We start from the raw sequence: 23,158 nt of genomic DNA, 5'->3' as shown, positions 1-23,158 counted from the left end.
CTGCGGTGCGCGCTCAAGGTTGGACGCGGTCGTCTGGCCCGGCGGCGCCCAGGGGATCGTGTCTTTCGAGGGCGCCAGCTGCGGGATTCTCCCCACGTCTGGCCCGAGTGTACCGCCTTGCATACGCTTGCTCCCATGTCGAACACGTCGAACGCCACCGTCAAGCTCTACGAAGTCCTTCTCGCGGGCGAGTTCGCGGCCTGTTACCGGCTGATCGACGAGTCGGCCATGGCCCCGACGACGTCCGACCGGGTGGCGATCGTGCGGCTGATCGCGGCGGAGATGGGGCACTTCGAAGAACTCGCCGCCCAGCTCGTCGAGGCGGGCGGCGACCCGGACCGCGCGGTCTCGCGCCACTCGAAGGTGTTCGACGAGTACCACCGGGTCACCACGCCGAGCTCGTGGCTCGAAGCACTGGTCAAGATGCACATCGGCGACGGGCTCGCGGCCGACTTCTACGTCGAGCTGGCCGATGCGATGCCGGAGGAGGTGCAGTCGGTGATGAAGTCGGTCATGGACAGCACCGGATCGTCGGACTTCGCCGTCACCCAGGTCCGTGCCGCGATCGCCGCCGACCCGGCGCTGCGGTCGCCGCTCGCCCTGTGGGGTCGACGCCTGCTCGGTGAGGCGATCACCCACATGCAGTGGGTCCTCGCCGAGGAGGACGAGGTGATGGACCTGCTGTTCTCCGGTGACGCCAGCCTGGCGACGGCCGCGTCGTTCTTCGACGCCATCGCCGAGCGGCACGCGCAGCGGATGGCTGACCTGGATCTCGCGTAGAGTCTGTCGCCATGAGCGTTGAGGTGAAGATCGGCATCGACAACAACCCCCGTGAGCTGGCTGTGAACACCACGGCCGCAGGCGACGACGTGCACGCGAAGGTGGCAGCCGCCCTCGCAGGGACCGACGCGGTCCTCGAACTCGTCGACGAGAAGGGATCCAAGGTCCTGATCCCGTCGTCGAAGATCGCGTACGTCGAGGTCGGCAGCTCCGAGCCCCGTCGAGTGGGCTTCGGCGCCTGACACTGACCACCCCAAGAACGAGGAGAGACCCGCCGGACGCGTCCGGCGGGTCTCTCGAGTCTCGGGGGATCAGCCGCGCGCGATGTCCTGCTTCGGGACGCCGGACAGTCCGCTCCACAGCAGTGCGACGGTGGTCTCGACGGCGGCCGACTTGTCGATCGGCCGGTTGGCCTCGACCCAGTAGCGGGCGTTCACCTGGCTGGCGCCGACGAGCCCAGCTGCGAGCATCCGCGATCGGTGCGGGTCGAGTCCCGAATCCTGCATGACGAGTCCGTAGACGGCGTCGACGCAGGCGTCCGTGGCGCCTTCCACGCGCCGGATGACGGCGGGGTCCATCGCGTCGGACGCGAAGATCAGGCGGTAGCCGGAGTTGTCGTCGTCGATGAAGTCGAAGAAGGCCTTGACCGCGGCCTGCACGCGTTGGCGGTTGTCGGTCGTGGTCAACAACGCGGTGTTCACATCGGCGACGAGCTTCTCGGCGTGCGAGTCGACGACGGCGATGTACATGTCGAGCTTGGACGGGAAGTGCTGATACAGCACGGGCTTGCTGACTCCGGCGTGCACGGCGATCTCGTCCATGCCCGCCGAGTGGTATCCGCGTTCGACGAAGATCTCGCTCGCGGCGTCCATCAGCTGGCGGCGTCGGGCGCTGCGGGGCAGGCGCGTGCCTCCGCGGGCTCCAGGAGCGACCGCGCCCGTCGTGGGGACGGAGGATTTGGCTGTCGGCATTACTGAAGAGTACTCGCCGTGTTCGTCTGACCCGCCATGTGCCGACTCCATGCCTCGCGGGGGTGGCTACGGAAAGGTCGGCGGCACTTGTGAGAAAGTTGTGACGTGACCGGTACACCTGACCCCGGGGTGACTCGCCCCCGACGCCCACGGCCTGATCAGCCGTTGCGCGCTCGTTGGGATCCGACCGTCGACGACGAGGACTCGACGAACGAGACGTCGTCGAACCCGTTCGCGAGATTCGTCCGCGCCTTCGGTTGGCGTGCGTATGCGATCCCGGTGCTCGCGGTCCTGACGGTGCTGCTGCTCGTCGCCACGGTCCGCGGTGGCGGGGGCACCACGGCCGACAGCGCCGACGCCGACCCGGACATGCGCAACGCCAAGGTCAGCGAGGAGACGCACGCGATCGGCGTGCCGACCGGCGACATCGCCGCCGACGCGCTGCCCGCGGGCGCGCTGCCCGACGGCGGGAAGTTCACCACCAAGGGCACGACCGAGTTCCGCGTGGTGTCCGGATCGGGTGACCGATTCGGCACCGGCAAGCAGGTGTACACGTATTCGGTCGAGGTGGAGAAGGGCATCGACGCGTCGCAGTTCGGCGGCGACAAGTCGCTCGCGAAGTTCGTCGACACCACACTCAACAATCCGCGCAGCTGGATCGGCGGCGGCGAGGTCTCGTTCAAGCGCGTCGACAAGGGCGTCCCCGACCTGCGCATCTCGCTCACGTCCACCGACACCACGCACGAGTTGTGCGGCAATCAGATCAAGCTCGAGACGTCGTGCTTCTACCCGCCGGATCATCGCGTCGTGCTCAACGAGGCACGATGGGTGCGCGGCGCCCGGCCGTTCGACGGCGACGACGTCGCCTACCGCCAGTACCTCGTGAACCACGAAGTGGGCCACGGCATCGGATACGAGAAGCACAAGCCGTGCCCGAAGGACGGCGACCTCGCGCCGATCATGATGCAGCAGACGTTCGGCACCGCGAACAAGGACATCATGGCCCTCGACCCCGACATGAAAGCCGACCGGTCGCTCGTCTGCCGCCCCAACCCGTGGCCGTACCCGACCGAAGGGGAATGAGCCTCCCGCCGCTCGTCGAACCGGGCGCCGAACTGACGCGTGACGAGGTCGCGCGGTACAGCAGACACCTGATCATCCCGGACGTCGGAGTCACCGGGCAGCGGCGACTGAAGAACGCGCGTGTGCTCGTGCTCGGCGCGGGAGGGCTCGGCTCGCCGACACTGCTGTATCTGGCCGCGGCGGGCGTCGGGACGATCGGGATCATCGACTTCGACACCGTCGACGAGTCGAACCTGCAACGGCAGGTGATCCACGGCGTCGCCGATCTGGGACGGCCCAAGACGCACAGTGCGCGCGACTCCATCGCCGCGATCAACCCGCACGTCGACGTGGTCGTCCACGACGAGCGGCTCGAGCCCGAGGGCGCCGTCGACCTGTTCGGCCGGTACGACGTGATCGTCGACGGCGCCGACAACTTCGCGACCCGCTACCTGTGCAACGACGCCGCCGTCCTCGCGGGCAAGCCCGTGGTGTGGGGATCCATCTACCGATTCGACGGTCAGGTGTCGGTGTTCTGGCAGAACGCGCCGGACGGCAGGGGACTCAATCTGCGCGACCTGTACCCGCAGGCCCCGCCGCCGGGGACGGTCCCGTCGTGCGCCGAGGGCGGCGTGCTCGGCGTCCTGTGCGCGTCGGTCGGGTCGATCATGGCGACGGAGACGGTGAAACTGATCTGCGGCCTCGGCGAATCGCTGCTCGGCAGGCTGATGACGTACGACGCGCTCGCCATGACCTACAAGGCGGTCCGGCTCGAGCGTGACCCGGCGGGCGCGTCGATCACCGGACTCATCGACTACGACGAGTTCTGCGGCGTCGTGTCCGACGACGCCGCGGCCGCGGCTGCGGGCGCCACCTGGACGCCCGCCGAGCTGCGGGACGTGCTGGCGGGTCCGTCGCCGCCCGCGGTCGTGGACGTCCGCGAACCCGTCGAGTTCGAGATCAACCGCATCGACGGCGCGGTGCTCGTCCCGGTCGGCGAGATCGAGTCGGGCCGCGGGCTCGGCGACCTCCCGCACGACCGCCGGATCGTCGTCTACTGCAAGACGGGAGTCCGATCCGCGCGGGCGCTCGCGGTCCTGCACCGCGAGGGATTCGCCGACGCCGTCCACCTGGGCGGCGGCATCGCCTCGTGGGCGGCCGCCGTCGACCCGACGATGCCCGTCTACTGACCGCGTCGGACGCCGCCGAGTGGCACGATGGAGTCACGACGAAGGGACCCGCGATCATGTGCCGCAACATCAAACCCCTGTTCAACTTCGAGCCGACGGCCACCGACGACGAGGTGCGGGCCGCGAGCCTGCAGTTCGTGCGGAAGGTGTCCGGCTACAACGCTCCCAGCCAGGCCAACGCGGAGGTGTTCGAGCGCGCCGTCGACGAGATCGCCGCGATCACTCGGCGACTCATGGATGAGTTGACGACCGCCGCGCCGCCTAAGGACCGCGAGGTGGAGGCGGCCAAGGCCAAGGAGCGCTCGGCCAAGCGGTTCGCCAACCAGGCCGGTTGACGCGCGGCCGATCACGGTGTCGCTGCACGATAACCAGGCGGTCCGTGGGTAGTCTGACGAGGTGACCACCATCGTCGAGCCGCCGGTACAGGTGCTGACCACGTTCGGATTGACGGCTCACCCGCCGATCGCGATGGACGGCGTCGGCTGGCGGGTCGGCGAAGTGGTCCTGACCCTGGTGCCCGACCGCGCACGTGCGGCGTGGTCGGCGACCGCCCGCGAGAACCTGTACGTCGAGGGCATGCGCATCGCGCGCCCGCTCCGGGCGTCCGACGGCCGGTACGTCGTGTCCGGCTGGCGTGCCGACACCTATGTGGCGGGCAGCCCGGAACCGCGCCACGACGAGGTGCTCGCCGTCGCCGAGCGGCTCCACGCGGCCACCGCGAAACTCGAACGTCCACGCTTCCTGCTCCAGCCGCCGGCTCCGCCGTTCACCGACGTCGACGTCTTCATCGCCGCGGACCGTGCGGCGTGGGAGGAGACCCCGCTGCGGTCGGCGCGAGCCGCCGGGATGCCCGAGCCGGAGTCGGAGGACGCCGCCCGGAGCCTCGCCGAACTGAAGACCCTCGCCGATTTCCGGCGTCCCGTCGACCTGCCGTCGCAGGTGGTTCACGGAGACCTCTTCGGCACCGTGCTGTTCGCGGGAGCCGCTGCCCCCGCGATCACCGACGTGGTGCCGTACTGGCGGCCCGCGGCGTGGGCGTCCGCCGTGATCGTCGTCGACGCCCTCGCGTGGGGCGGGGCCGACGAGGAGCTCGTCGAACGCTGGTCCGACATCCCCGAATGGCCGCAGATGCTGCTGCGCGCGGCGATGTTCCGCCTCGCCGTCCACTCGATGCATCCCCGCTCGACGGCCGGAGCCCTCCCCGGACTGATGCGTGTCGTCGACATCGTCCGGATGATGGTCTGACTCCCCGGCACCTACCGGGTGAGGCGGGCGTCGCGCATCACGACGCGGTCGTCGACGATCGGAGTCCCCTCGGCCCGCAGCTTCGCGAGCTGACGTGAGCGCAGACCGGTCGCCGGGCGGCCGGAGGCCGGGACCACCCGATGCCACGGGAGATCGGCCGAGTCGGTCCGCATGATCCACCCGACGATGCGCGGACTGGACAGTCCCGCTTCGGCGGCGAGGTCGCCGTACGTGCTGACCTTGCCGGGTGGGATGGCGGCGACGAGCGCGCGGACGGCCTCCACCTGAGCCTCGGTGACCGCGGGCATCGTCAGAGCAGGTCGCGGACCAGGCCCGCGACCTCACCGGGGACGAGGAACGGGACCATGTGTTCGGTGTCGACGTGATGGACCGTCACCGACTCCGACCGGTCCGCGGCGCACGCGGCGAGGAAGTCGGGCCCGACGAAGGGCGGTTCGACGCGGTCGGCGACGACCACGTGCGTCGGCAGTCCCGCGGGCGGGAGGACGAACTCGCGGGCCATCTCGCTCCACGCGACGGCCGCGCCGGGGGTGGACACCCGCCACTGCACGCCCGAATCGGTGGCGACGAGGTGGTCGGCGATCTCCGCGTCCAGGATGTGGTCGGGGACCTCCGCCCAGCCCTCCATCCGCTTCGCGGCGGCCGCGGCGGCCGCGTCCGGATAGCCCCAATGGGCGAGTGAGGACTCCGCGTACTCGCGTGCCGTCGCCGGGTGCAGGCCCTGGGCCGGGTCGAGGAGCACCAGCCCGGAGACGACGTCGGGCCGGGCGTGGGCGAGCCGGATCGCGATCGCTCCGCCGTACGAGTGGGCCAGGACGACGGCGCGTCGACCGGCGGGTACGTGGTCGTCGAGCGCGGCCGAGAGCGCCGCGACGTGATCGGCGATCGCCCACGGCGGCTCCCACGAGCTGGCACCGTGGCCGAGCAGGTCGGGTGCGACGATCCGCACGTCGGGGAGGTGCTCGGCGGCGAGGAACGACCAGCGTTTGCCGTGCCCGGTGAGCCCGTGCAGGGCGACGACGATCGGCGTGTCCGCTTCGTCGGGACCGAACAGGTGGGTGTGCAGTGTCTGGCGTCCGGACATGTGCGCCACTCTACGGGCGTCGACCGGCCGCGGAATTGTCGGACGGGCGTGGTTCCATGTGTGCATGGCCCGCCCCGACACCCGACTGATCGTGGCTCCCGCGTCGGCCGGAACGCTGCGGGAGTGGCCCGAGCACGTCAGGCCGGTGCTGCACGGCCCGCACGCCGCCGATCCCGCACGTCCGTGGCACCCGTTCCGGGTGCACGGCGGTGCGGGCACCGGCAAGACGGCGTTGATCACCGATGCGGCCGTCGCCCGCCTGCTCGATCCCGGCGTCGACCCCGAGTCCGTGCTGGTCCTCGCGGCCAATCGGCGCGCGGCGACGGCGCTGCGCGACGAGATCACCCGCCGTGTCCTGTCGGCGGGCGGCCGACTCGGCGGGGCCTTGCGCGAGCCGCTGGTGCGGACCGTCCACTCGTACGCGTTCGCGGTCCTCCGGCTCCAGGCTCAGGCGCACGGGAATCCGCCACCACGGCTGGTGACGGGATCCGAACAAGACGTGGTGCTCCGCGAACTGCTCGCGGGCGACGTCGAGGACGGAGCCGACTACTGGCCGGCGTCGCTGCGTCCGGCGTTGACGACGAACGGTTTCGCGCAGGCGCTCCGCGACCTCCTGATGCGGGCCGCCGAACGCGGTCTCGGGCCGAAAGACCTCGCCGACCTCGGACGTCGGCACGATCGGCCCGAATGGGTGGCGGCCGGATACGCCTACCGGCAGTACGAGGAGGGCATGCTGCTGCGCGGAGCCGTCGGTCTCGACGCGCCGTTGGCGAGCGCGACGGCCGTCGACGCCGCCGAACTGATCGGATCGGCGCTGTCGGCGTTCGCGACCGACGCCGGTCTGCTCGCGGCGCAGCGGCAGCGCATCCGGCACCTCCTCGTCGACGACGCGCAGCACCTCGACCCGCAGGCCGCGCGGCTGATCGAAGCGCTCGGCGCCGGAGCCGACTCGGCCGTCGTCGCCGCCGACACCGACCAGTCGGTGTTCGGCTTCCGCGGTGCGAGCCCGCGCTTCGCCGACGGTCTCGCCGCCGACGGGGTCCGCGACATCGTCCTCGACGTCGATCACCGCAGCAGTGCTCAGGTCAACGCGGTGGCGCGCGTCCTCACCGCCCGGCTGCCCGGCGCCAGGCCGCATCCGTTCCCGGCGATCGCGGACGCGGACGCGGTCGGTGACGCGAGCGTGCGCGTGTTCTCATCGGCGTCCAAGGAGGCGACGGCCGTCGCCGACACGCTTCGGCGGGCGCACCTGTTCGACGGGGTGCCGTGGTCGGAGATGGCGGTGATCGTCCGCTCGGTTCCGCGGGCGTTGCCGGCCCTCCGTCGCGCGTTCTCGTCGGCGGGCGTGCCGATGGCGACGCCGACCGACGACACGCCGATCCACCGCCAGCGCGCGGTGCAGGCGTTCACCTCCGCGCTGCGTCTCGCGTCTGGCGGGACGGTCGAGTCGGACGAGGTGATCGCATTGCTGACCGGCCCGATCGGCGCGGCGGACCCGGCCGCGCTGCGACGGCTCCGCAGAGCGGTCCGGCGCATCGACGATTCGGCGGGCGTCGACCGCGATTCGCTGATCTCGCTGTCCCTGGCGCTGTGCTCGGACGATGCGGCCGACGAGTACCTCGCGTCGATGTCCGACTTCGAGGCGATGCCGTTGCGACTGGTGACCAAGGTCGTGCGGGCCGCGCGCAAGGCCGCGGGCTCCGGTGTCGGCGTGGAGGAGACGCTGTGGCGGGCGTGGCAGGCGAGCGGACTCGAACGGCGCTGGCGGGCGCGGTCCCTGCGGGGCGGCCGCACCGGTGACCAGGCCGACCGGGACCTCGACGCGATGCTCGCCATGTTCGAGGCGGCGGGAGCCTTCACCGACAACCTGCCGTCGGCGTCGCTCACCGAGTTCGTCGACTACCTCGCCCAACTGCAGATCCCGCGGGAGTCGCGGGTGGCCGTCGCCGCGTCCGACACCGTCGCGGTGCTCTCCGCGCACGCCGCGTCGGGACGCGAATGGGAGGTCGTCGCGGTGCCCGGTGTGCTCGACGGGCTGTGGCCGTCGTTGCGCAGCCGCGGCAGCATCCTCCATACGCCCGCTCTCCTCGATCTGCTCGACGGTGTCGACGCAGATGCGGTCGACATCATCTCTCGCGGCGCGGTGATGCTCGCCGAGGAACGTCGGCTGCTGCTGGTCGCGTGCTCGCGCGCGCGGTCGAGGCTGCTCGTCACCGCGGTCGAGGACGGAACCGGAGACGCATCGCCGTCGCGTTTCGTCCCCGAGATCGCCGACGCGCTCGGCGGCTACGGCTCGGACTCGGCGGACGACGCCGAGCCGGACGAGATCCCGCTCGACCCGGGTGTCTCTCGCGTGCTGTCGCTCCCGTCGCTGGTCGCCGACCTGCGCGCCGCCGTCGTCGCGGGGACCGAACAGGTGCTCGCGGGCGTCGTCGACGCTCCCGACGAACGGACGTCGTCGGCGGCCACGCTGATCGCCCGCCTCGCGCAGGCCGGGGTGCCCGGAGCCGCGCCCGCCGAGTGGTTCGGCCTGATGGGACCGAGTACGGACGAGCCGCTGTGGACACCCGACCGCGGCGCCCGGTCGTTGTCGCCGTCGACTGTCGAAGCGCTCAGCCGATGCTCCCTGCGGTGGATGATGGAGCGTCACGGCGGCCGCGACGGCGATGCCGAACAGGCAGTCACGGGAACGCTCGTCCACACGCTGGTCCAAGCCGTCGCGGGTCGGATGGATCCGACGCAGGTGAGCGCGGCGCTGCACGAGGTGTGGGGCCGGGTCAGTTCGCCCGCCGAGTGGTATTCGGCGCGTGAACTCGAACGGACCGAGGCGATGCTGACCCATTTCCGGGACTGGCTGCGAGCCTCGCGCGGCGAACTGACCGAGGTCGGCGTCGAAGTGGAGCTGAGCGCCGACCTGCCGCAGTCCTCGCCCGACGACATGCCGGTCCGACTCGTCGGACGCATCGACAGGCTCGAGACCGATGACGCGGGCCGCCCGGTGATCGTCGACGTCAAGACCGGGAAGACGGTGATCAGCGTCGCGGACGCCCAGCAGCACCCGCAGTTGGCCGCGTACCAGCTCGCCCTGCTGCTCGGCGGCGTCGACGGCGTTCCGCCTTCGCAGCCGGGAGGCGGGCGACTCGTCTACGTGAACTCGGCGAACAAGAAGACCGGGGCCGCCGAACGACTCCAGGAGCCGCTGACGCCCGAGCAGGTGCAGGAGTGGCTCGACGTGGTGCGCGCCGCCGCGACGTCGAGCGTCGGTCCGGTGTTCACGGCGACCCCGAATCCCGGTTGTGGACATTGTTCGCTCGCCGCAGCGTGCCCGGCGAAACTCCGCGGAAAGGCGGTGACCGATGACTGATTCTCGACTGCGCTCGAATAACGGGGAGACGCGCTCGAATAGCGGGGAGACGCGCGCCAGGATCGGTGCACGTTCGCTCGCGGCGGCCCTCGGACTGCCGCCGCCGACCGACGAGCAGGTCGAGGTGATCGAGGCCCCGATGGAGCCGATGCTCGTGGTCGCGGGCGCAGGCGCGGGCAAGACGGAGACGATGGCCTCGCGCGTGGTGTGGCTCGTCGCCAATCAACTCGTCGGTCCGGACGAGATCCTCGGCCTCACGTTCACCCGCAAGGCGGCCAGCGAGCTGGCCGCGCGCATCCGGCGCAGGTTGTCGATGCTCGCGGGGAGTCCGGCGCTGCTCGAATGGGATCCGTCCGGTGTCCTCGCGGCCCGTCTGCGCAGCGCCGACACCGAGGTCAGCACGTATCACGCGTATGCGGGCAGGCTGATCGCCGACTACGGTCTGCTGCTGCCGGTGGAACCGACGTCGACTCTGCTCAGCGAGACCGAGTTGTGGCAGCTCGCGTTCTCCGTCGTCGCCTCGTGGCCGGGCGAGCTGACGACGACGAAGGTGCCGTCGTCGGTCACCGAGGCCGTGTTGCGGCTGTACTCGGAGATGGCCGAGCACCTCGTCGACGTCGAGACGCTGCGGGAGTCGGGGCACGACTTGTACGGGCTCATCGACTCGCTGCCCAAGGGCGCGGGGCAACGAGCCGAGCCGAGCCAGAAACTCCGCGGCTACCAGGCCGTCATCGACGAACGGCGAGAGTTGATCCCGCTGGTCGTCGCATTGCGGGAGTCCATGACGGCGCAGGGCGCTTTGGACTTCGGCAGTCAGATGTCGCTCGCGGCCCGACTGGTCGCCACGCATCCCGAGGTGGTGTCGGCCGAGCGGTCGGGGATCCGCGCCGTGCTGCTCGACGAGTACCAGGACACCGGTCATTCGCAGCGGATCCTGCTGTCGAAGCTCTTCGGCGGCGTCCAGCCGACCGGCACCCCGTCGATCGCGGTGACGGCCGTCGGCGACCCGATCCAGTCGATCTACGGCTGGCGCGGGGCGTCGGCCGCCAACCTGCCCCGGTTCGCCCTCGACTTCCCCCGCAACGACGGGACCGGCGCGCATCGCCGGGAGCTGCTCACCAGTTGGCGCAACTGCGACGCGGCGCTGTACCTGGCGAACCGGACGTCCGACGAGCTGCGGCGGCGCGGAGTTCCGGTCAGCACCCTGCGGGCCCGCCCGGACGCGCCCGAGGGGACCGTCCGACTGGCGTTGACCGACACCGTCGTCGACGAACGAGTGTGGATCGCCGACCGCGTCGAGGACTACTACCGGTCGGCCGAACGCGACCACGTCCCGCCGCCGACGACCGCGGTCCTCGTCCGACGCAACGAGGACTCGGCTCCGATCGCCGCCGAACTGGAACGCCGCGGCATTCCGGCGGAAGTCGTCGGCATCGGCGGACTCCTGCACGTTCCGGAGATCACCGACATCGTCGCCACCCTGCGGTTGATGTCCGACCCGATGGCGGGGACGGCGGCGATGCGCCTGCTGACGGGCGCCCGCTGGCAGTTGGGCGCGGCCGATCTGGCCGCGCTGTGGCGGCGGGCGCGAGAGCTGGCCGCGGGCAGCGGACTCCCGACGACCGGAGCCGTGACCACGCCCGACGCGCTCGGCGACGCCCTCGACGCGGCGCTGCCGGGAGAGTCGGTCGACTCGGCGGGACTGTGCGACGCCCTCGCCGACCCGGGCGACAGGGCCCGCTACAGCGCGCCGGGATACGAGCGGATCCTGACCTTCGGCAAGCAGTTGGAGGGCCTGCGCAGACGGATAGGTCAGCCGCTGCCCGAGCTCGTCGCCGACGTCGAACAGACGACCGGGGTGGCCGTCGAAGCGCAGATCCGCGCGCGTCGGATGCGCGGGCGGATCACCGGCCGCGAGCATCTCGACGCGTTCGCCGACTACGTGACCCACTACTCGGAGCGATCCGGGGCCACCCTGCCGGGCCTGCTGGCGTTCCTCGACACGGCGGAAGCCGTGGAGAAGGGCCTCGAGGCAGGCCGGGTCGAGGTGGCCGAGGAGCGTGTCCAGATCCTGACCGTCCACGCCGCGAAAGGGCTGGAGTGGGACGTGGTGGCGATGCCTCACGTCGCGGACCGGATCTGGCCGAGCGGCAAGGCCGAGACCACGTGGCTCGGGTCGGCCCGCGAGCTGCCCGCGTCGCTCCGCGGCGACCTCGCCGACAAGATCGGCGGTGAGGGCTATCCGCCTATCGACCTCGCGGGTCTGGCCGACCGGAAAGAACTCGAAGCCGCCATCGACGAGCACAAGGCGGCGGTCAACGATCGGCGACTCGACGAGGACCGTCGTCTGCTGTATGTGGCGCTCACCAGGGCCAAGCACACGCTGCTCGTGTCCGCGCACCACTGGTCGGAGTCGGGCGACAAGCCGCGCGGCGGCTCGCCGTTCTACACCGAACTCGCCGAACTCGTCGCGAGCGCCGCGGCGGGCGAGGTCGAGGGGGTCGACGCGGCGGCGTTCTCGATCGACGTCGACGCGCCCGCGCCTGCGCCCGACGCGACCAACCCGCTGACCGCACGGCAGGTGTCGGTGACCTGGCCGGTCGACAGGCTGGGGGAGCGGCGTGCGCCGATGCAGGCCGCGGCCGACCTGGTCGCGGCCGCCCGTGTCGCCCAGGGCCTGTTCACCGTCGACGACATCGCCTGTGATCATCCCGACGTCGTCGCGTGGCGGGCGGAGGTCGACGTCCTGCTCGACGAGCACGCCCGCGACAATGATCGGGTCGTCGACGTCGAACTGCCCGGGCACCTGTCGGTCAGCCAGCTCGTGGAGCTCGACACCGACGAGCAGGCGTTCGCGGCCCGCCTGCGTCGGCCGGTCCCGTTCCGGCCGAATCCGCTCGCACGTCGCGGCACGGCGTTCCACGCGTGGGTGGAACGGAGGTTCGGCGCCACGCGGCTCCTGGACATGGACGAGCTCCCCGGAGCGTCGGACGCTGCGTCCGGCGATGCGGGCGACGACGAGCTCGCGGTCCTGCGGGCGGCGTTCCTCGCGTCGGCGTGGGCCGATCGGACCCCCGTCGAGGTGGAGGTCGGATTCGAGACGGTGATCGGCGAGACCGTCGTCCGCGGTCGGATGGACGCCGTGTTCCGCGACGGCGACGACTGGCTGGTGGTCGACTGGAAGACCGGGTCGGTGCCCGAACCGGCCAAACGCGGATCGCTGTTCGTTCAGCTCGCCGCCTACCGCGTCGCGTGGGCGCAGTTGATGGACATCGACGTCGACAAGGTCAGGGCCGCGTTCCACTACGTCCGGCACGATGTGACGCTCGAACCGGACGACTTGCCGGACGCCGACGGTCTTGCGGAGATGCTCCGCGCGCCAGGCCACGGGCAGTAGTAGCCTCAGCCTGTGCGTAAACGACTGCGCCGCCGGCAGGGCGGCCTCGTGGACGAGCCGGACTACGCGCTCGTCGGCGTCGTCCGGATCCCCGAGATCGAGAAGAGCCCGGCGCGGGCCATCGGCCGCCGAGTCCTGTGGGCGTTGATCGCCCTGTTCGTCTGTTCGGTCGTCGTCTACCTCGACCGCGACGGATACCGCGACGCCAAAGAGACGCCGCTGACCTACATCGACTCGCTGTACTACTCGGCGGTCACGCTGTCGACGACGGGATACGGCGACGTCACGCCGATCACCGAGTCGGCGCGGCTGGTCAACATCATCTTCATCACGCCGCTGCGCGTGCTCTTCCTGATCGTGCTCATCGGCACCACCCTCGAGGTGCTGACCGAACGGTCGCGGCAGGCCATCAAGATCCAGAACTGGAGAAACCGCGTGCGGAACCACACGATTGTCGTCGGCTACGGCACCAAGGGCCGTACCGCGGTCGACGCAGTGATCGCCGACGGCGGAAAACCCGCCGACATCGTTGTTGTCGACAACGACCCGGGCGCGTTGGAGGCCGCCGCGACGCACGGTCTGGTCACGGTGCGTGGCGACGCCACGAAGTCGGACGTGCTTCGCCTTGCCGGCGTGCAGTACGCGTCGGCGATCGTGATCGCCGCCAACCGCGACGACACCGCGGTGCTCGCGACTCTCACCGCGCGCGAGATCAACCCGACGGCCAAGATCGTCGCGTCCATCCGCGAGGCCGAGAACACCCACCTGATGCGACAGTCCGGCGCCAACTCGGTGGTCGTCTCGTCCGAGACCGCGGGCCGTCTCCTCGGCATCGCGACGATCACGCCGTCGGTCGTCGAGGTCGTCGAAGACCTCCTCAGCCCCGAGGAGGGGTACGCGATCGCTGAGCGCGAAGTGGAGCCGTCGGAGACCGGCGGCTCACCCGCGCACACGAAGGACCTGGTCCTCGGTGTGGTCCGTGAGGGCAGGCTGTACCGGGTCGGCGAACCCGAGGTCGAAGAGATCGAGGTCGGCGACCGGCTCCTGTATGTCCGCCAGGGCGGGCCGTCCTGATGGCGTCGTTCGAGTTCCACCGACCGCCGATGCTGGCGCGCGCCGAGTTCGACCGCGGCGACGAGATCCGCAAGAGCCCGGAGCGGCTGGTCGCGGGCTGGGCGGACGCCCTCGTCCTGCGGATCGACCACCAGGGGCGATTCGCGGTGACCGGGGACGGCGCGATCGCGTGGGAGGCGGCTGTCGGTGAACGGCCGCCGTCGGACGCCGTCTTCATCGGCGTCGACGGGGTCCATCGGTGGGCGGTCCGGGCCGACGAGGTGGCAGGCGACGTCGCCGATGCACGGACCGGTTCGCACCGGCTGTCGCCCGACGAGGCCGGGATGCTCGCGACCGCGCTCGGAATCCTCAACTGGCATCGCGCGGCACAGTTCTCGCCGGTCGACGGCGACCGGGTGACCGCGGTCAACGGCGGGTGGATCCTCCGCACCGGAGCGGGGGACGAGTTCCCGCGCACCGATCCGGCCGTCATCATGCTGGTCCACGACGGCGCCGACCAGATCCTCCTCGGCCGGCAGGCCGTGTGGCCGGACAAGTGGTTCTCGACGCTCGCGGGCTTCGTCGAGCCGGGGGAGTCGCTGGAGCAGTGCGTCCGACGGGAGGTCGCCGAGGAGGCGGGCATCACCGTCACCGATCCCCGCTACCTCGGGTCGCAGCCGTGGCCGTTCCCCCGGTCGCTGATGCTGGGCTTCGAGGCCGTCGGCGACCCGACCGAACCGCTGGAGTTCCGCGACGGCGAGCTCGCCGACGCGCAGTGGTTCCACCGCGACGAGGTGCTCGACGCGCTCGAGCGAGGGGCCGATTGGGGAGCGGACGTCCCCGATCTGAAGCTCATGCTGCCCGCAGGCATCTCCATCGCGCGCAACCTCGTCGAGGCCTGGGCGCACGCACCGCGATAAAGTCTCGGCCATGACCTCTGAGAATCCCGCGCTCACGCTGTACACGACCACCTGGTGCCCGTTCTGCAACCGGCTGAAGGCCGGTCTGGACCGCAACGACGTCGAGTACACCGAGATCGACATCGAAGCGAACCCGGATGCCGCCGAGTTCGTCGGCAGCGTCAACAACGGCAACCACGTGGTTCCGACCGCGCTCTACGCGGACGGCTCCACCGCCACCAACCCCGCGGTCGGCGAAGTCATGTCGAAACTGGGGCTTCTGTAGGGCCCGACCTGGACAGGCGCGGTTCTGTCGGACCCTCGTGAGATCGTGGTGACGTGGCGATGAGAACGGCGCAGACGGGAGCGCTCGCGGGTTTGGACCCGGAGCAGCTGGAGGCGGTGACGGCTCCGCGCGGGCCGGTGTGCGTGCTCGCGGGCGCGGGCACCGGCAAGACGCGGACCATCACCCGCAGGATCGCGCATCTCATCGAGTCGGGCCAGGTGAACCCGAGTCAGGTCCTCGCGGTCACGTTCACCGCGCGGGCCGCGGCCGAGATGCGGGAACGTCTCGCGGGACTCGGCGTGTCCGGGCCGGGCGGCAGCGTCGTCGCGCAGACCTTCCACGCGGCAGCGCTCCGCCAACTCCGGTACTTCTGGCCGTCCGTCATGGGGTCGACGCAGTGGGAACTCCTCGACCACAAGTTCCGGCTGGTGGCGCGCGTCGCCCGCGACCTCGGACTCGACTCCGCCGATCGCGACCTGCTGCGCGACCTCGCGTCGGAGATCGAATGGGCCAAGTCGTCGGCGATCAGTCCCGCCGCCTACGTCGACGCGGCGAAGGCCGGCCGCCGCGACCTGCCGACCGACGCCCGGACCGTCGCGCAGATGTTCGCCGCCTACGAGGACGCGAAGACGTCGTACGACGGAGTCCGTCTCCTCGACTTCGAAGACCTCATCATCTTCACGACCACGATCCTGCAGGCCGAACCGTCCATCTCGGACGAGTTCCGCGCCCGCTACCGCAGCTTCGTCGTCGACGAGTACCAGGACGTCACTCCGATCCAACAGAATCTGCTCGACGCGTGGCTCGGTGAACGCGACGACCTCACCGTCGTCGGCGACGCCAACCAGACCATCTACAGCTTCACCGGGGCGACCCCCGATCACCTGCTGAACTTCACCCGCCGATTCTCCGACGCCACGCTCGTCCGCCTGCAACGCGACTACCGCTCCACGCCCGAGGTGGTCGACCTCGCGAACACGGTGATCGGCAAGGCCAACGGCCGCATCGCCGGCACCCGTCTGCAACTCGTCGGGCAACGCCCGTCCGGCCCGGCTCCGGTGTTCTCCGAGAACGAGGACGAGGCCACCGAAGTCGGGACCGTCGTCGGCGAGGTGAAACGGCTGATCCGCGCCGGTGTCCCCGCCACCGAGATCGCCGTCCTCTACCGCGTGAACGCACAGTCCGAGCTGTACGAGGAAGAACTGTCCGCGGCCGGGATCGACTATCAGGTCCGAGGTGACCAGGGATTCTTCTCGCGCCCCGAGATCATGGCCGCGATGCGTCGGCTCACCGCGCTCGCCGACGGTCCGCCGCCCCCGATGCCGGTGCTCGACGCCGTCCGCCGGGCACTGGCCGCTGTCGGGCTCACCGACACCGAACCGGCGGGCGCCAACGCGAAGGCCCGCTGGCAGCAGCTCCTGCGTCTCGTCGAAGTGATCGAGACGATCGTCGCCGAACAGCCGTCCGCCGACTTCGCCGCCGTCGTACGCGAACTCGACAGTCGGTCCAAGAACCGACACGCACCGACCGTCGACGGAGTCACCCTGTCGTCCATGCACGCCGCCAAGGGCCTCGAATGGGATGCCGTGTTCCTGACCGGACTCCACGAAGGGTCCGTTCCGCTCGGACGCGCCACCGGGACGCAGGAAGAAGTGGAAGAGGAGCGTCGGCTCTTCTATGTCGGCGTGACTCGCGCCCGCGAACATCTCCACCTGTCCTGGAGCCTGTCCCGCGGCGACGGCCGACGCGCCACCCGCAAGCGGTCCCGGTTCCTCGACGGCGTCCTGCCGACCCCGCCGTCCATGCGCGACGAACCGCGCCAAGAACCCGACAAGGACGTCTTCCGCAGCCTCCGGGCATGGCGGAAGGATTTCGCCGACCGCAACGACGTCATGCCTGCCAACGTCCTCAGCGAAGCGATGCTCCGCACCATCGCCACCGACCTGCCGGTCGACATGACCGAACTCCTCGCCGTCCGCGGCTTCGGACCCGAGCGGGCCGACCTCATCGGCAGCGAGGTCCTCGCCGCGGTGGAGGCGGGTCTCGGTGGAACATAACCGCAGGTAGAAAATGGGTTGTGCCGTATGCGACCCGCACCTAAAGTAGTTCGAGTAAGTGACACGCCCAACTCGGCGTGTGGTGGAGACCTGGAATGGAAAGGGGAGTCGAATCAAATGATTGCAAAGCATTGGCGTGTGGCATCAGACCATGCCGCACCGGCAGGAGCAGTGGCGCGAGAGCGCCAGCGATTCCCCATGACCCGTCCAGGCGCTCGACAGCCGTTCCGACAAGACTAGTGATCCACTAGCAGGAACATCACGAGGCCACGGCGAATCGCGAAACGCGAACCCGTGGCCTTTCTCGACTGTCTGTCGAGTCGGCCGGGGTTCATCAGAAACACCCGTTCATCTGCGATGAGAAAGCCCGACTCCATGAGTACCACCACACTGTCACCAACCACCGACGACACCGTCAGGCGACGAGACGTCGAACTGCCCTGCCAGAGCGGCGACGCCGACCTCTGGTTCGCCGACCAGCCCAGCCTCCTCGAGGAGGCCAAGGCATTGTGCAAGACGTGCCCGCTCCAGGCCCAGTGCCTGGACCTCGCCCTCGAACGCTCCGAGCCCTGGGGCGTGTGGGGCGGCGAGATCTTCGACGGCGGCGTCGTCATCGCCCGCAAGCGGCCGCGAGGGCGGCCTCGTAAGAACGCCGTCGCCTAGATGTTGCGCGTCGTGGTGTTGTTCTACCCCGGCCGCGTTCCATCCGTCGTTCTTCTGGGCTCTGCGTTCGTTTCTCGTGTGTGACATTTTCGTCCACACGCCCTCCGGCCCGGGTGGCCGAGGTTTCGACCCGGCCGCTGCGCTATCGCTCCGGGCCCTGCTCAACCAGCATGAGGGCTCCAACGCAGAGACGAATGGCGACTGGCTGAAACCCTGTACGACGCAGGCCGGGCGAGGCGGCGTGGACATGGTTTGAGAGCCCTCCGCAGCGCGCGAGCCGTTAGGCGAGCCCGCGAGGACTGCCGAACAAACCATGTCCACGCCGCATCGCCCGGCCGGACAGCGGAACACAGGGAGAGGGGTCAGGCGATACCGTCGACCCACTGGGCCATGATCGCCCGGTACGGAGCCTCCGCATTGAGCTGGGCGGCGATGCCGACACATCCGATGAGGACGCGGAACACCATCACGTACTCGCGGGGGACGTTGAGGTTGCGGGACGTCTTGTAGACGTCGCCGGTGAGGTCCGTGGCCTTGCCCGCCGCACGTTGGAGCCACTTGCGGGTGAAGTGGAACGTGTCGCTGTACAGGGGGTCGACGTACGGCTGGAGGTATTTCGCGAGGTCGTCCGGGCTCACGCGGTCGGCGTGCGAGGCGCGGATGAAGTCGGTTTCGACCATGAGGTCGCGGAGTTCGTCGTACTTCTTGTCACGGGCGAGAGCGAGGATGGGTCCGGTCATCGGGGGCAGCCCGTCGGGGTAGCGGCCGATGGCGCCGAAGTCGAGGATGCCGAACCGGCCGTCGTCGAGGACGAAGAAGTTGCCGGGATGGGGGTCGCCGTGCAGGAGTCCGACCCTGGTCGGGGAGCTGACTTCGAAGGTCGTCATCTTGGTGGCGGCGGCGTTGCGTTCTTCCTGGGTGCCGTCGGCGATGATCTGGGAGAGGCGTTTGCCTTCGACCCATTCGGAGATGATCACCTTGGGGGCGCTGGCGATCACCTTGGGGACGACGAAGTCGGGGTCGCCGTCGAAAGCCTTGGCGAAGGCGCGCTGGTTGTCGGCTTCGCCGATGTAGTCGAGTTCGTCTTCGGTGCGGTCGATCAGCTCGTCGAACATGCCTTTGACGTCGGTGCCGGGGGACAGCTTCTGGATGAGCCCCGACATGCGGCTGAGTGTCTTGAGGTCGGCTTTGAGGGCGTGGTCCGCACCCGGGTATTGGACTTTGACGGCTACGTCGCGCCCGTCCTTCCAGACGCCTCTGTGGACTTGGCCGATGCTGGCCGATGCGGCGGGTTCGTCGCTGAACTCGAGGAATCGTTCCCGCCAGCGGGTGCCGAGCTGCTGGTCGAGGACCTTGTGGACGGTCTTGGCGGGCATCGGCGGTGCTTCGGCCTGCAGTTTGGTCAGCGCTTCGCGGAAGGGTTCGCCGAACTCGTCGGGGATCGCGGCCTCCATGATCGACAGGGCCTGCCCGACCTTCATCGCGCCGCCCTTGAGTTCGCCGAGCACGGCGAAGAGCTGTTCGGCCGTCTTGTTCATGAGCTCGGCGTTCACTTCGTCTTTGCTCTTGCCCGTCATGCGCTTGCCGAGTCCGCCGACGGCGCGGCCTGCCATGCCGAGGGGCAGTGCGGCAAGTTTCGCGTTACGTCGGCCCTGGCCGCGTGTGATCTCGCTCATGGTGTCCTTTCGCCGTCTCCGAGGATAGTTGACCGCCCTGACAGTGGCCGAGGCTAAGCGGCAGTTGCGGACCTCGCGGTGCACCCGCACCTGGGGTGAACTGGCGCGATGTGTGACGCGAGGCGCGACGGGCCGGTGCGGAACTCGAGTGTTCGACCGACGAGGCTCGGGGCGGGTCCGTCGTCCGCGGTCAGCAGCGCGATCGTCTCGTCGAGTTGTGCGTGGGCGACGGCGACGGTGGCGCGGAGCACCGCGGGGTCGGCGTGGCCGACGACGTCGAGGAGTCCGGCGGCGACGACGGGCCACTGGGGATCGAAGTCGGTGAGGTGCATGTCGGCGCACCGCAGGCAGCTGGACGTGCCGGGCAGGACGAGGGGCCCGACGACGCCGAGGCCGTCGCGCAGGTGGACGGGCATGTGCGGGTATCCCGCCGACATCAGCCTGCGGGTGATGCGCGGGTCGACGACGGGCTGGTCGGCGAGGACGATCAGCCCCGGTGCGATGGCGTCGTCGACGACGATGCCGGCCCCGGTGAGCGAGGAGGCGAGATCGCGCGCGACGTCGCCGCGCCCGATGATGTGAACGGAGAGGGTCCGCGGCGTCGGCCGATCGGTCGGGACCGCGCAGCCCGCGGCGACGAGCCTGTCGAGCATCGCGCGCAGACTGCGTGCGTCGAGTCCCACGGACCGGACCCGGCGCGCGATGGACGGGTAGTCCGCCGGTTCGCGCAATGTCTGCAGGAGCGATGCGACCGCCCGCGGGGCGATGCGTGCACCGACTTCCAGCAGCACCGACGTCCCGGGGTCGCACCCGACTTGCACGGTGCCGTCGCGCCTGGCGACGACGGGATATCCGGGCAGCAGCACGGGCAGGCCGGGGTCGTTCGCGAAGTCCGTCATGGCGTCACGATGTCACCATTGCCCGTTTTCGTCGAACGCGTTGTCCACAGGCTGATCAGGCCTTGTCGTCGTCGCCCTTGTCGTCATCGGTGAGGCTGCGTTCGAGTTCGGCGATCGCGTCGTCGAGCGACGAGTCGCCGCCGATCATCCGGTCGATGAAGCCTGCGGGCGAGTCGAGGTCGTCGCCGTCGGGGAGGAGGTCGGGGTGGCCCCACACACTGTCCCGGACGGTCACGTCGGACGCCTCGGTGAGTTTGGTCCACAGATCGGCGGCCTCACGGAGCTTGCGCGGCCGCAGATCGAGGCCGACGAGTGTCGCGAACGTCTGCTCGGCCGGGCCGCCGGTGGCGCGTCGACGACGCATGGTCTCGGTGAGGGCCGCGGTGCTCGGGATTCGGTCGGACAGCGCGTTGCTGACGACAGTCTCCACCCAGCCCTCGATGAGGGCGAGCAGCGTCTCGAGGCGCGCGAGAGCCGCCTGCTGTTCGGGCGTGGTCTGCGGTTCGAACGCCGCGGCCGAACCCATCAACTCCTGCAGCTTCGACGGGTCGCTGAACAACTGTTGCGGGTCGATGCCTTCGGCGAGGTTCTGCATGCCGCCGAAGTCGATGCGGATTCCCCGGCCGTACTCTTCGACGGTCGCGAGAACCCGCTGCTTGAGCCACGGCACGTGACTGAAGAGCCGGACGTGGGCGGCTTCCCGCGCCGCGAGGAACACGACGATCTCCTGGGCGGGCAGGTCGAGCCCCTCGGAGAAGCGTGCGATCGCCTCGGGCAGCAGGACGCCCGTCGTCGGCGGAGCCAGCGGAAGTCCGATGTCGGTGCCGGTCAGGACGTCTTTCGCGAGGGTGCCGAGGCCTTGGCCGAGCTGGCTGCCGTACATGCTGCCAGTCATCTGGCCGAGCATGCCGAGCATCGGACCGGCGAGGGCCTTCGCCTCCTCCGGGAGGCCGTCGGTCATGCCGGCAGCCATTTGCTGGGCGACCGGGTCGCACAGTGTGCGCCAGGTCGGCATGGTGTTCTCCAGCCAGTCGACGGGAGTCCACGCCGCGGTGGTCGTGATGCCTGCGGGCAGCGTCGTCTGCTCGTCGAGCCAGACTTCGGCGAGACGGACGGCGTCGGCGACCGCCGACGACTCCTTCTCGAGCATCGGGGTGAAGTTCCCGATCTGTTGGCGGGCCATCGACGCGGCGACGTCGTAGTTCACGGGGCCCGATCCGCTGCCCGGCGTCATGCCCGAGCCCATCCCGCTGAACATCGAGCCGAGCTGGTTGAACAGCTGGCCGAGCATGTTGGGGTCGAAGCCGCCGGGATTCTGACCGTTGTCGTCACGACCGTCGTCGTTGTTCGACGACGAGAATCCGAAGGGAAGATCGTTCATGTTCTCCACGGTACCGGCATCGGCCGACCTCCCGGCGGGCTCGCGGCGATGTGCTCGGATACCCTGGATCAGATGACGAGCATCCGCAGTGGCCGCCGTGTCGCCACGATATATGTGGCAGTGGCGCTGCTGGCAGTCTTCATCGGCCTCGGACTGTTCGTGCGGGTGCCGTATGTGGCGCTCGGCCCCGGTCCCACCGTGAACACTCTCGGCACGATCGCCAACGACGAGGGCGACCAGGTGCGTGTGGTGCAGGTGGTCGGCGGCGTCGACCCCACCCCGAAGGGTCATCTGAACCTGACGACGGTCTCGCTGTACGACGGACTGACCCTGTTCCAGGCGATCGGCAAATGGCTGTCGTCCGACTACGAGGTGCAGCCTCGCGAGGCCTACTACCCGCCGGACCAGAGCGAAGACCAGGTCCGGCAGGAGAACCAGCAGCAGATGTCGGGGTCGGAGGACAATGCGACCCTCGCCGCGTGGAACTTCCTCAAGCTGCCGACCGCGGTCGGCGTCCGCACGGTGGCGGACTCCTCCCCGGCCAAGGGCGTGCTCGCCGACGGCGACCGGATCCTCTCGATCGGCGGGCGTCCCGTCGCGACGATGGAGGCGGTGGCGTCGGCTCTCGGCGCTCATAGGCCCGGTGACGTCGTCGACATCGTCTTCCTGCGCGACGGCAAGCAGCAGACGTCGTCGGTGACGCTCGGCGCTCGACCCGATGACAAGAATCGCCCGTTCCTGGGCGTCACGATGCGGTCGGTCCCCGCCGATCCGACCAAGGACATCCGGTTCGACGTCGGCGACATCGGCGGACCGTCCGCGGGACTCATGATGACGCTGTCGATCATCGACCAGATGACTCCGGGCGACCTGTCGCACGGCGAATTCGTCGCCGGGACCGGCACCATCGACCCGTCGGGCAAGGTCGGCGAGATCGGCGGGATCGACCACAAGATCCGCGCCGCGAAGGACGCGGGCGCGACGATGTTCCTGGTGCCTGCGGGAAACTGCTCGCTCGCCACGTCGGACGCACCCGACGGGATCGAACTGGTCAAGGTCGACACCCTCGCGGGCGCCGTCGACGCGCTCGGCACCATCGGCACCGCCAAGTCACGTCCCCACTGCTGACG

General features: G+C 69.9%; 20 protein-coding genes. 14 read left to right on the top strand and 6 right to left on the bottom strand.

All coding sequences use genetic code 11. The features are described 5' to 3' along the window. The first annotated feature begins 135 nt into the window (after nt 1–135). Together GYB83_RS21955 and GYB83_RS21950 are read left to right on the top strand one after the other, a co-directional pair. Nucleotides 136–780 (top strand): ferritin-like fold-containing protein, encoded by a 645-nt coding sequence (locus tag GYB83_RS21955; protein ID WP_161897389.1) that lies wholly within the window; start codon nt 136–138, stop codon nt 778–780. An 11-nt stretch (nt 781–791) separates the two neighbouring features. Then, nucleotides 792–1,022 carry a DUF3107 domain-containing protein gene (locus GYB83_RS21950; protein ID WP_161897388.1) on the top strand — a complete coding sequence of 77 codons (231 nt, stop codon included), beginning with the start codon at nt 792–794 and terminating at the stop codon, nt 1,020–1,022. A 69-nt stretch (nt 1,023–1,091) separates the two neighbouring features. On the opposite strand, the gene fasR is transcribed toward GYB83_RS21950, so the two are convergent. Further along, entirely contained in the window at nt 1,092–1,751 is a 660-nt protein-coding gene (gene fasR / locus GYB83_RS21945) for an HTH-type transcriptional activator FasR (RefSeq protein WP_161897387.1), read from the bottom strand. A gap of 105 nt (nt 1,752–1,856) precedes the next feature. Here fasR and GYB83_RS21940 point away from each other — a divergent pair, with 105 nt between their 5' ends. From GYB83_RS21940 to GYB83_RS21925, 4 genes are all read left to right on the top strand, one after another. Continuing rightward, a complete protein-coding gene (locus tag GYB83_RS21940) occupies nt 1,857–2,834 on the top strand; it encodes a DUF3152 domain-containing protein (RefSeq protein WP_186349834.1) in 978 nt (325 codons plus the stop codon). Then, nucleotides 2,831–4,003 (top strand): adenylyltransferase/sulfurtransferase MoeZ, encoded by a 1,173-nt coding sequence (gene moeZ / locus GYB83_RS21935; RefSeq protein ID WP_161897386.1) that lies wholly within the window; start codon nt 2,831–2,833, stop codon nt 4,001–4,003. The genes GYB83_RS21940 and moeZ overlap by 4 nt, the downstream gene beginning before the upstream one ends. Beyond that, complete coding sequence (locus GYB83_RS21930) at nt 3,964–4,338, top strand: DUF2277 domain-containing protein (protein ID WP_228461717.1); 375 nt, start codon at nt 3,964–3,966, stop codon at nt 4,336–4,338. Before moeZ ends, GYB83_RS21930 begins: the two co-directional genes overlap by 40 nt. Before the next feature lie 61 nt (nt 4,339–4,399). Continuing rightward, entirely contained in the window at nt 4,400–5,248 is an 849-nt protein-coding gene (locus GYB83_RS21925) for a TIGR02569 family protein (RefSeq protein ID WP_186349833.1), read from the top strand. 11 nt (nt 5,249–5,259) lie between these two features. Here the strand turns inward: GYB83_RS21925 and GYB83_RS21920 are convergent, their stop codons facing one another. After that, complete coding sequence (locus GYB83_RS21920; protein ID WP_161897384.1) at nt 5,260–5,556, bottom strand: MGMT family protein; 297 nt, start codon at nt 5,554–5,556, stop codon at nt 5,260–5,262. Between the two features lie 2 nt (nt 5,557–5,558). After that, nucleotides 5,559–6,353, bottom strand: a complete 795-nt coding sequence (locus GYB83_RS21915; protein WP_161897383.1) for an alpha/beta fold hydrolase — start codon at nt 6,351–6,353, stop codon at nt 5,559–5,561. A gap of 64 nt (nt 6,354–6,417) precedes the next feature. Between GYB83_RS21915 and GYB83_RS21910 the strand changes: the two genes are divergently transcribed. The 7 genes from GYB83_RS21910 (at nt 6,418) to GYB83_RS21880 (ending at nt 18,072) form a co-directional block, all read left to right on the top strand. Continuing rightward, nucleotides 6,418–9,717: an ATP-dependent helicase gene (locus GYB83_RS21910; RefSeq protein WP_161897382.1), complete on the top strand. Its 3,300-nt coding sequence runs from the start codon at nt 6,418–6,420 to the stop codon at nt 9,715–9,717. Beyond that, nucleotides 9,710–13,114, top strand: coding sequence for an ATP-dependent helicase (locus tag GYB83_RS21905; protein ID WP_228461716.1), 3,405 nt, complete (start codon nt 9,710–9,712; stop codon nt 13,112–13,114). The genes GYB83_RS21910 and GYB83_RS21905 overlap by 8 nt, the downstream gene beginning before the upstream one ends. A 12-nt stretch (nt 13,115–13,126) precedes the next feature. After that, nucleotides 13,127–14,188 carry a potassium channel family protein gene (locus tag GYB83_RS21900; protein ID WP_161897381.1) on the top strand — a complete coding sequence of 354 codons (1,062 nt, stop codon included), beginning with the start codon at nt 13,127–13,129 and terminating at the stop codon, nt 14,186–14,188. Further along, nucleotides 14,188–15,087: an NAD(+) diphosphatase gene (gene nudC, locus GYB83_RS21895; protein WP_161897380.1), complete on the top strand. Its 900-nt coding sequence runs from the start codon at nt 14,188–14,190 to the stop codon at nt 15,085–15,087. Before GYB83_RS21900 ends, nudC begins: the two co-directional genes overlap by 1 nt. A gap of 10 nt (nt 15,088–15,097) precedes the next feature. Further along, entirely contained in the window at nt 15,098–15,352 is a 255-nt protein-coding gene (locus GYB83_RS21890) for a mycoredoxin (RefSeq protein ID WP_161897379.1), read from the top strand. Nucleotides 15,353–15,411: 59 nt separating this feature from the next. Beyond that, nucleotides 15,412–17,409 carry an ATP-dependent helicase gene (locus tag GYB83_RS21885; RefSeq protein WP_186349832.1) on the top strand — a complete coding sequence of 666 codons (1,998 nt, stop codon included), beginning with the start codon at nt 15,412–15,414 and terminating at the stop codon, nt 17,407–17,409. A 375-nt stretch (nt 17,410–17,784) separates the two neighbouring features. Further along, the gene (locus GYB83_RS21880) at nt 17,785–18,072 is read left to right on the top strand and encodes a WhiB family transcriptional regulator (protein WP_161897377.1); all 288 of its coding nucleotides are present in this window, start codon (nt 17,785–17,787) and stop codon (nt 18,070–18,072) included. A gap of 362 nt (nt 18,073–18,434) precedes the next feature. Here GYB83_RS21880 and GYB83_RS21875 read toward each other — a convergent pair whose 3' ends face one another. The 3 genes from GYB83_RS21875 to GYB83_RS21865 are packed head-to-tail and all read right to left on the bottom strand — an operon-like array spanning nt 18,435 to nt 22,028. Further along, on the bottom strand, nt 18,435–19,748 hold the full coding sequence (locus GYB83_RS21875) for an ABC1 kinase family protein (protein WP_161897376.1): 1,314 nt from the start codon (nt 19,746–19,748) through the stop codon (nt 18,435–18,437). Between the two features lie 53 nt (nt 19,749–19,801). Then, nucleotides 19,802–20,647 carry a hypothetical protein gene (locus tag GYB83_RS21870; RefSeq protein WP_161897375.1) on the bottom strand — a complete coding sequence of 282 codons (846 nt, stop codon included), beginning with the start codon at nt 20,645–20,647 and terminating at the stop codon, nt 19,802–19,804. A 55-nt stretch (nt 20,648–20,702) separates the two neighbouring features. Then, nucleotides 20,703–22,028, bottom strand: a complete 1,326-nt coding sequence (locus GYB83_RS21865) for a zinc-dependent metalloprotease (RefSeq protein WP_161897374.1) — start codon at nt 22,026–22,028, stop codon at nt 20,703–20,705. A gap of 72 nt (nt 22,029–22,100) precedes the next feature. Between GYB83_RS21865 and GYB83_RS21860 the strand changes: the two genes are divergently transcribed. Then, complete coding sequence (locus GYB83_RS21860; protein ID WP_186349831.1) at nt 22,101–23,156, top strand: YlbL family protein; 1,056 nt, start codon at nt 22,101–22,103, stop codon at nt 23,154–23,156. The last annotated feature ends 2 nt before the right edge of the window (nt 23,157–23,158 follow it).

Origin of the sequence: Gordonia spumicola, from assembly GCF_009932475.1 — a bacterium.
Lineage (GTDB): Bacteria > Actinomycetota > Actinomycetes > Mycobacteriales > Mycobacteriaceae > Gordonia > Gordonia spumicola.
This window is presented reverse-complemented; position numbering and strand designations above follow the sequence as displayed.

Coding starts and splice junctions, on each gene's coding strand:
- GYB83_RS21875 (WP_161897376.1), bottom strand. CDS start 19,748: ATGAGCGAGATCACACGCGGCCAGGGCCGACGTAACGCGAAACTTGCC.
- nudC (WP_161897380.1), top strand. CDS start 14,188: ATGGCGTCGTTCGAGTTCCACCGACCGCCGATGCTGGCGCGCGCCGAG.
- GYB83_RS21860 (WP_186349831.1), top strand. CDS start 22,101: ATGACGAGCATCCGCAGTGGCCGCCGTGTCGCCACGATATATGTGGCA.
- GYB83_RS21885 (WP_186349832.1), top strand. CDS start 15,412: ATGAGAACGGCGCAGACGGGAGCGCTCGCGGGTTTGGACCCGGAGCAG.
- moeZ (WP_161897386.1), top strand. CDS start 2,831: ATGAGCCTCCCGCCGCTCGTCGAACCGGGCGCCGAACTGACGCGTGAC.
- GYB83_RS21880 (WP_161897377.1), top strand. CDS start 17,785: ATGAGTACCACCACACTGTCACCAACCACCGACGACACCGTCAGGCGA.
- GYB83_RS21890 (WP_161897379.1), top strand. CDS start 15,098: ATGACCTCTGAGAATCCCGCGCTCACGCTGTACACGACCACCTGGTGC.
- GYB83_RS21905 (WP_228461716.1), top strand. CDS start 9,710: ATGACTGATTCTCGACTGCGCTCGAATAACGGGGAGACGCGCTCGAAT.
- GYB83_RS21955 (WP_161897389.1), top strand. CDS start 136: ATGTCGAACACGTCGAACGCCACCGTCAAGCTCTACGAAGTCCTTCTC.
- GYB83_RS21910 (WP_161897382.1), top strand. CDS start 6,418: ATGGCCCGCCCCGACACCCGACTGATCGTGGCTCCCGCGTCGGCCGGA.
- GYB83_RS21920 (WP_161897384.1), bottom strand. CDS start 5,556: ATGCCCGCGGTCACCGAGGCTCAGGTGGAGGCCGTCCGCGCGCTCGTC.
- GYB83_RS21950 (WP_161897388.1), top strand. CDS start 792: ATGAGCGTTGAGGTGAAGATCGGCATCGACAACAACCCCCGTGAGCTG.
- GYB83_RS21870 (WP_161897375.1), bottom strand. CDS start 20,647: ATGACGGACTTCGCGAACGACCCCGGCCTGCCCGTGCTGCTGCCCGGA.
- GYB83_RS21865 (WP_161897374.1), bottom strand. CDS start 22,028: ATGAACGATCTTCCCTTCGGATTCTCGTCGTCGAACAACGACGACGGT.
- GYB83_RS21915 (WP_161897383.1), bottom strand. CDS start 6,353: ATGTCCGGACGCCAGACACTGCACACCCACCTGTTCGGTCCCGACGAA.
- fasR (WP_161897387.1), bottom strand. CDS start 1,751: ATGCCGACAGCCAAATCCTCCGTCCCCACGACGGGCGCGGTCGCTCCT.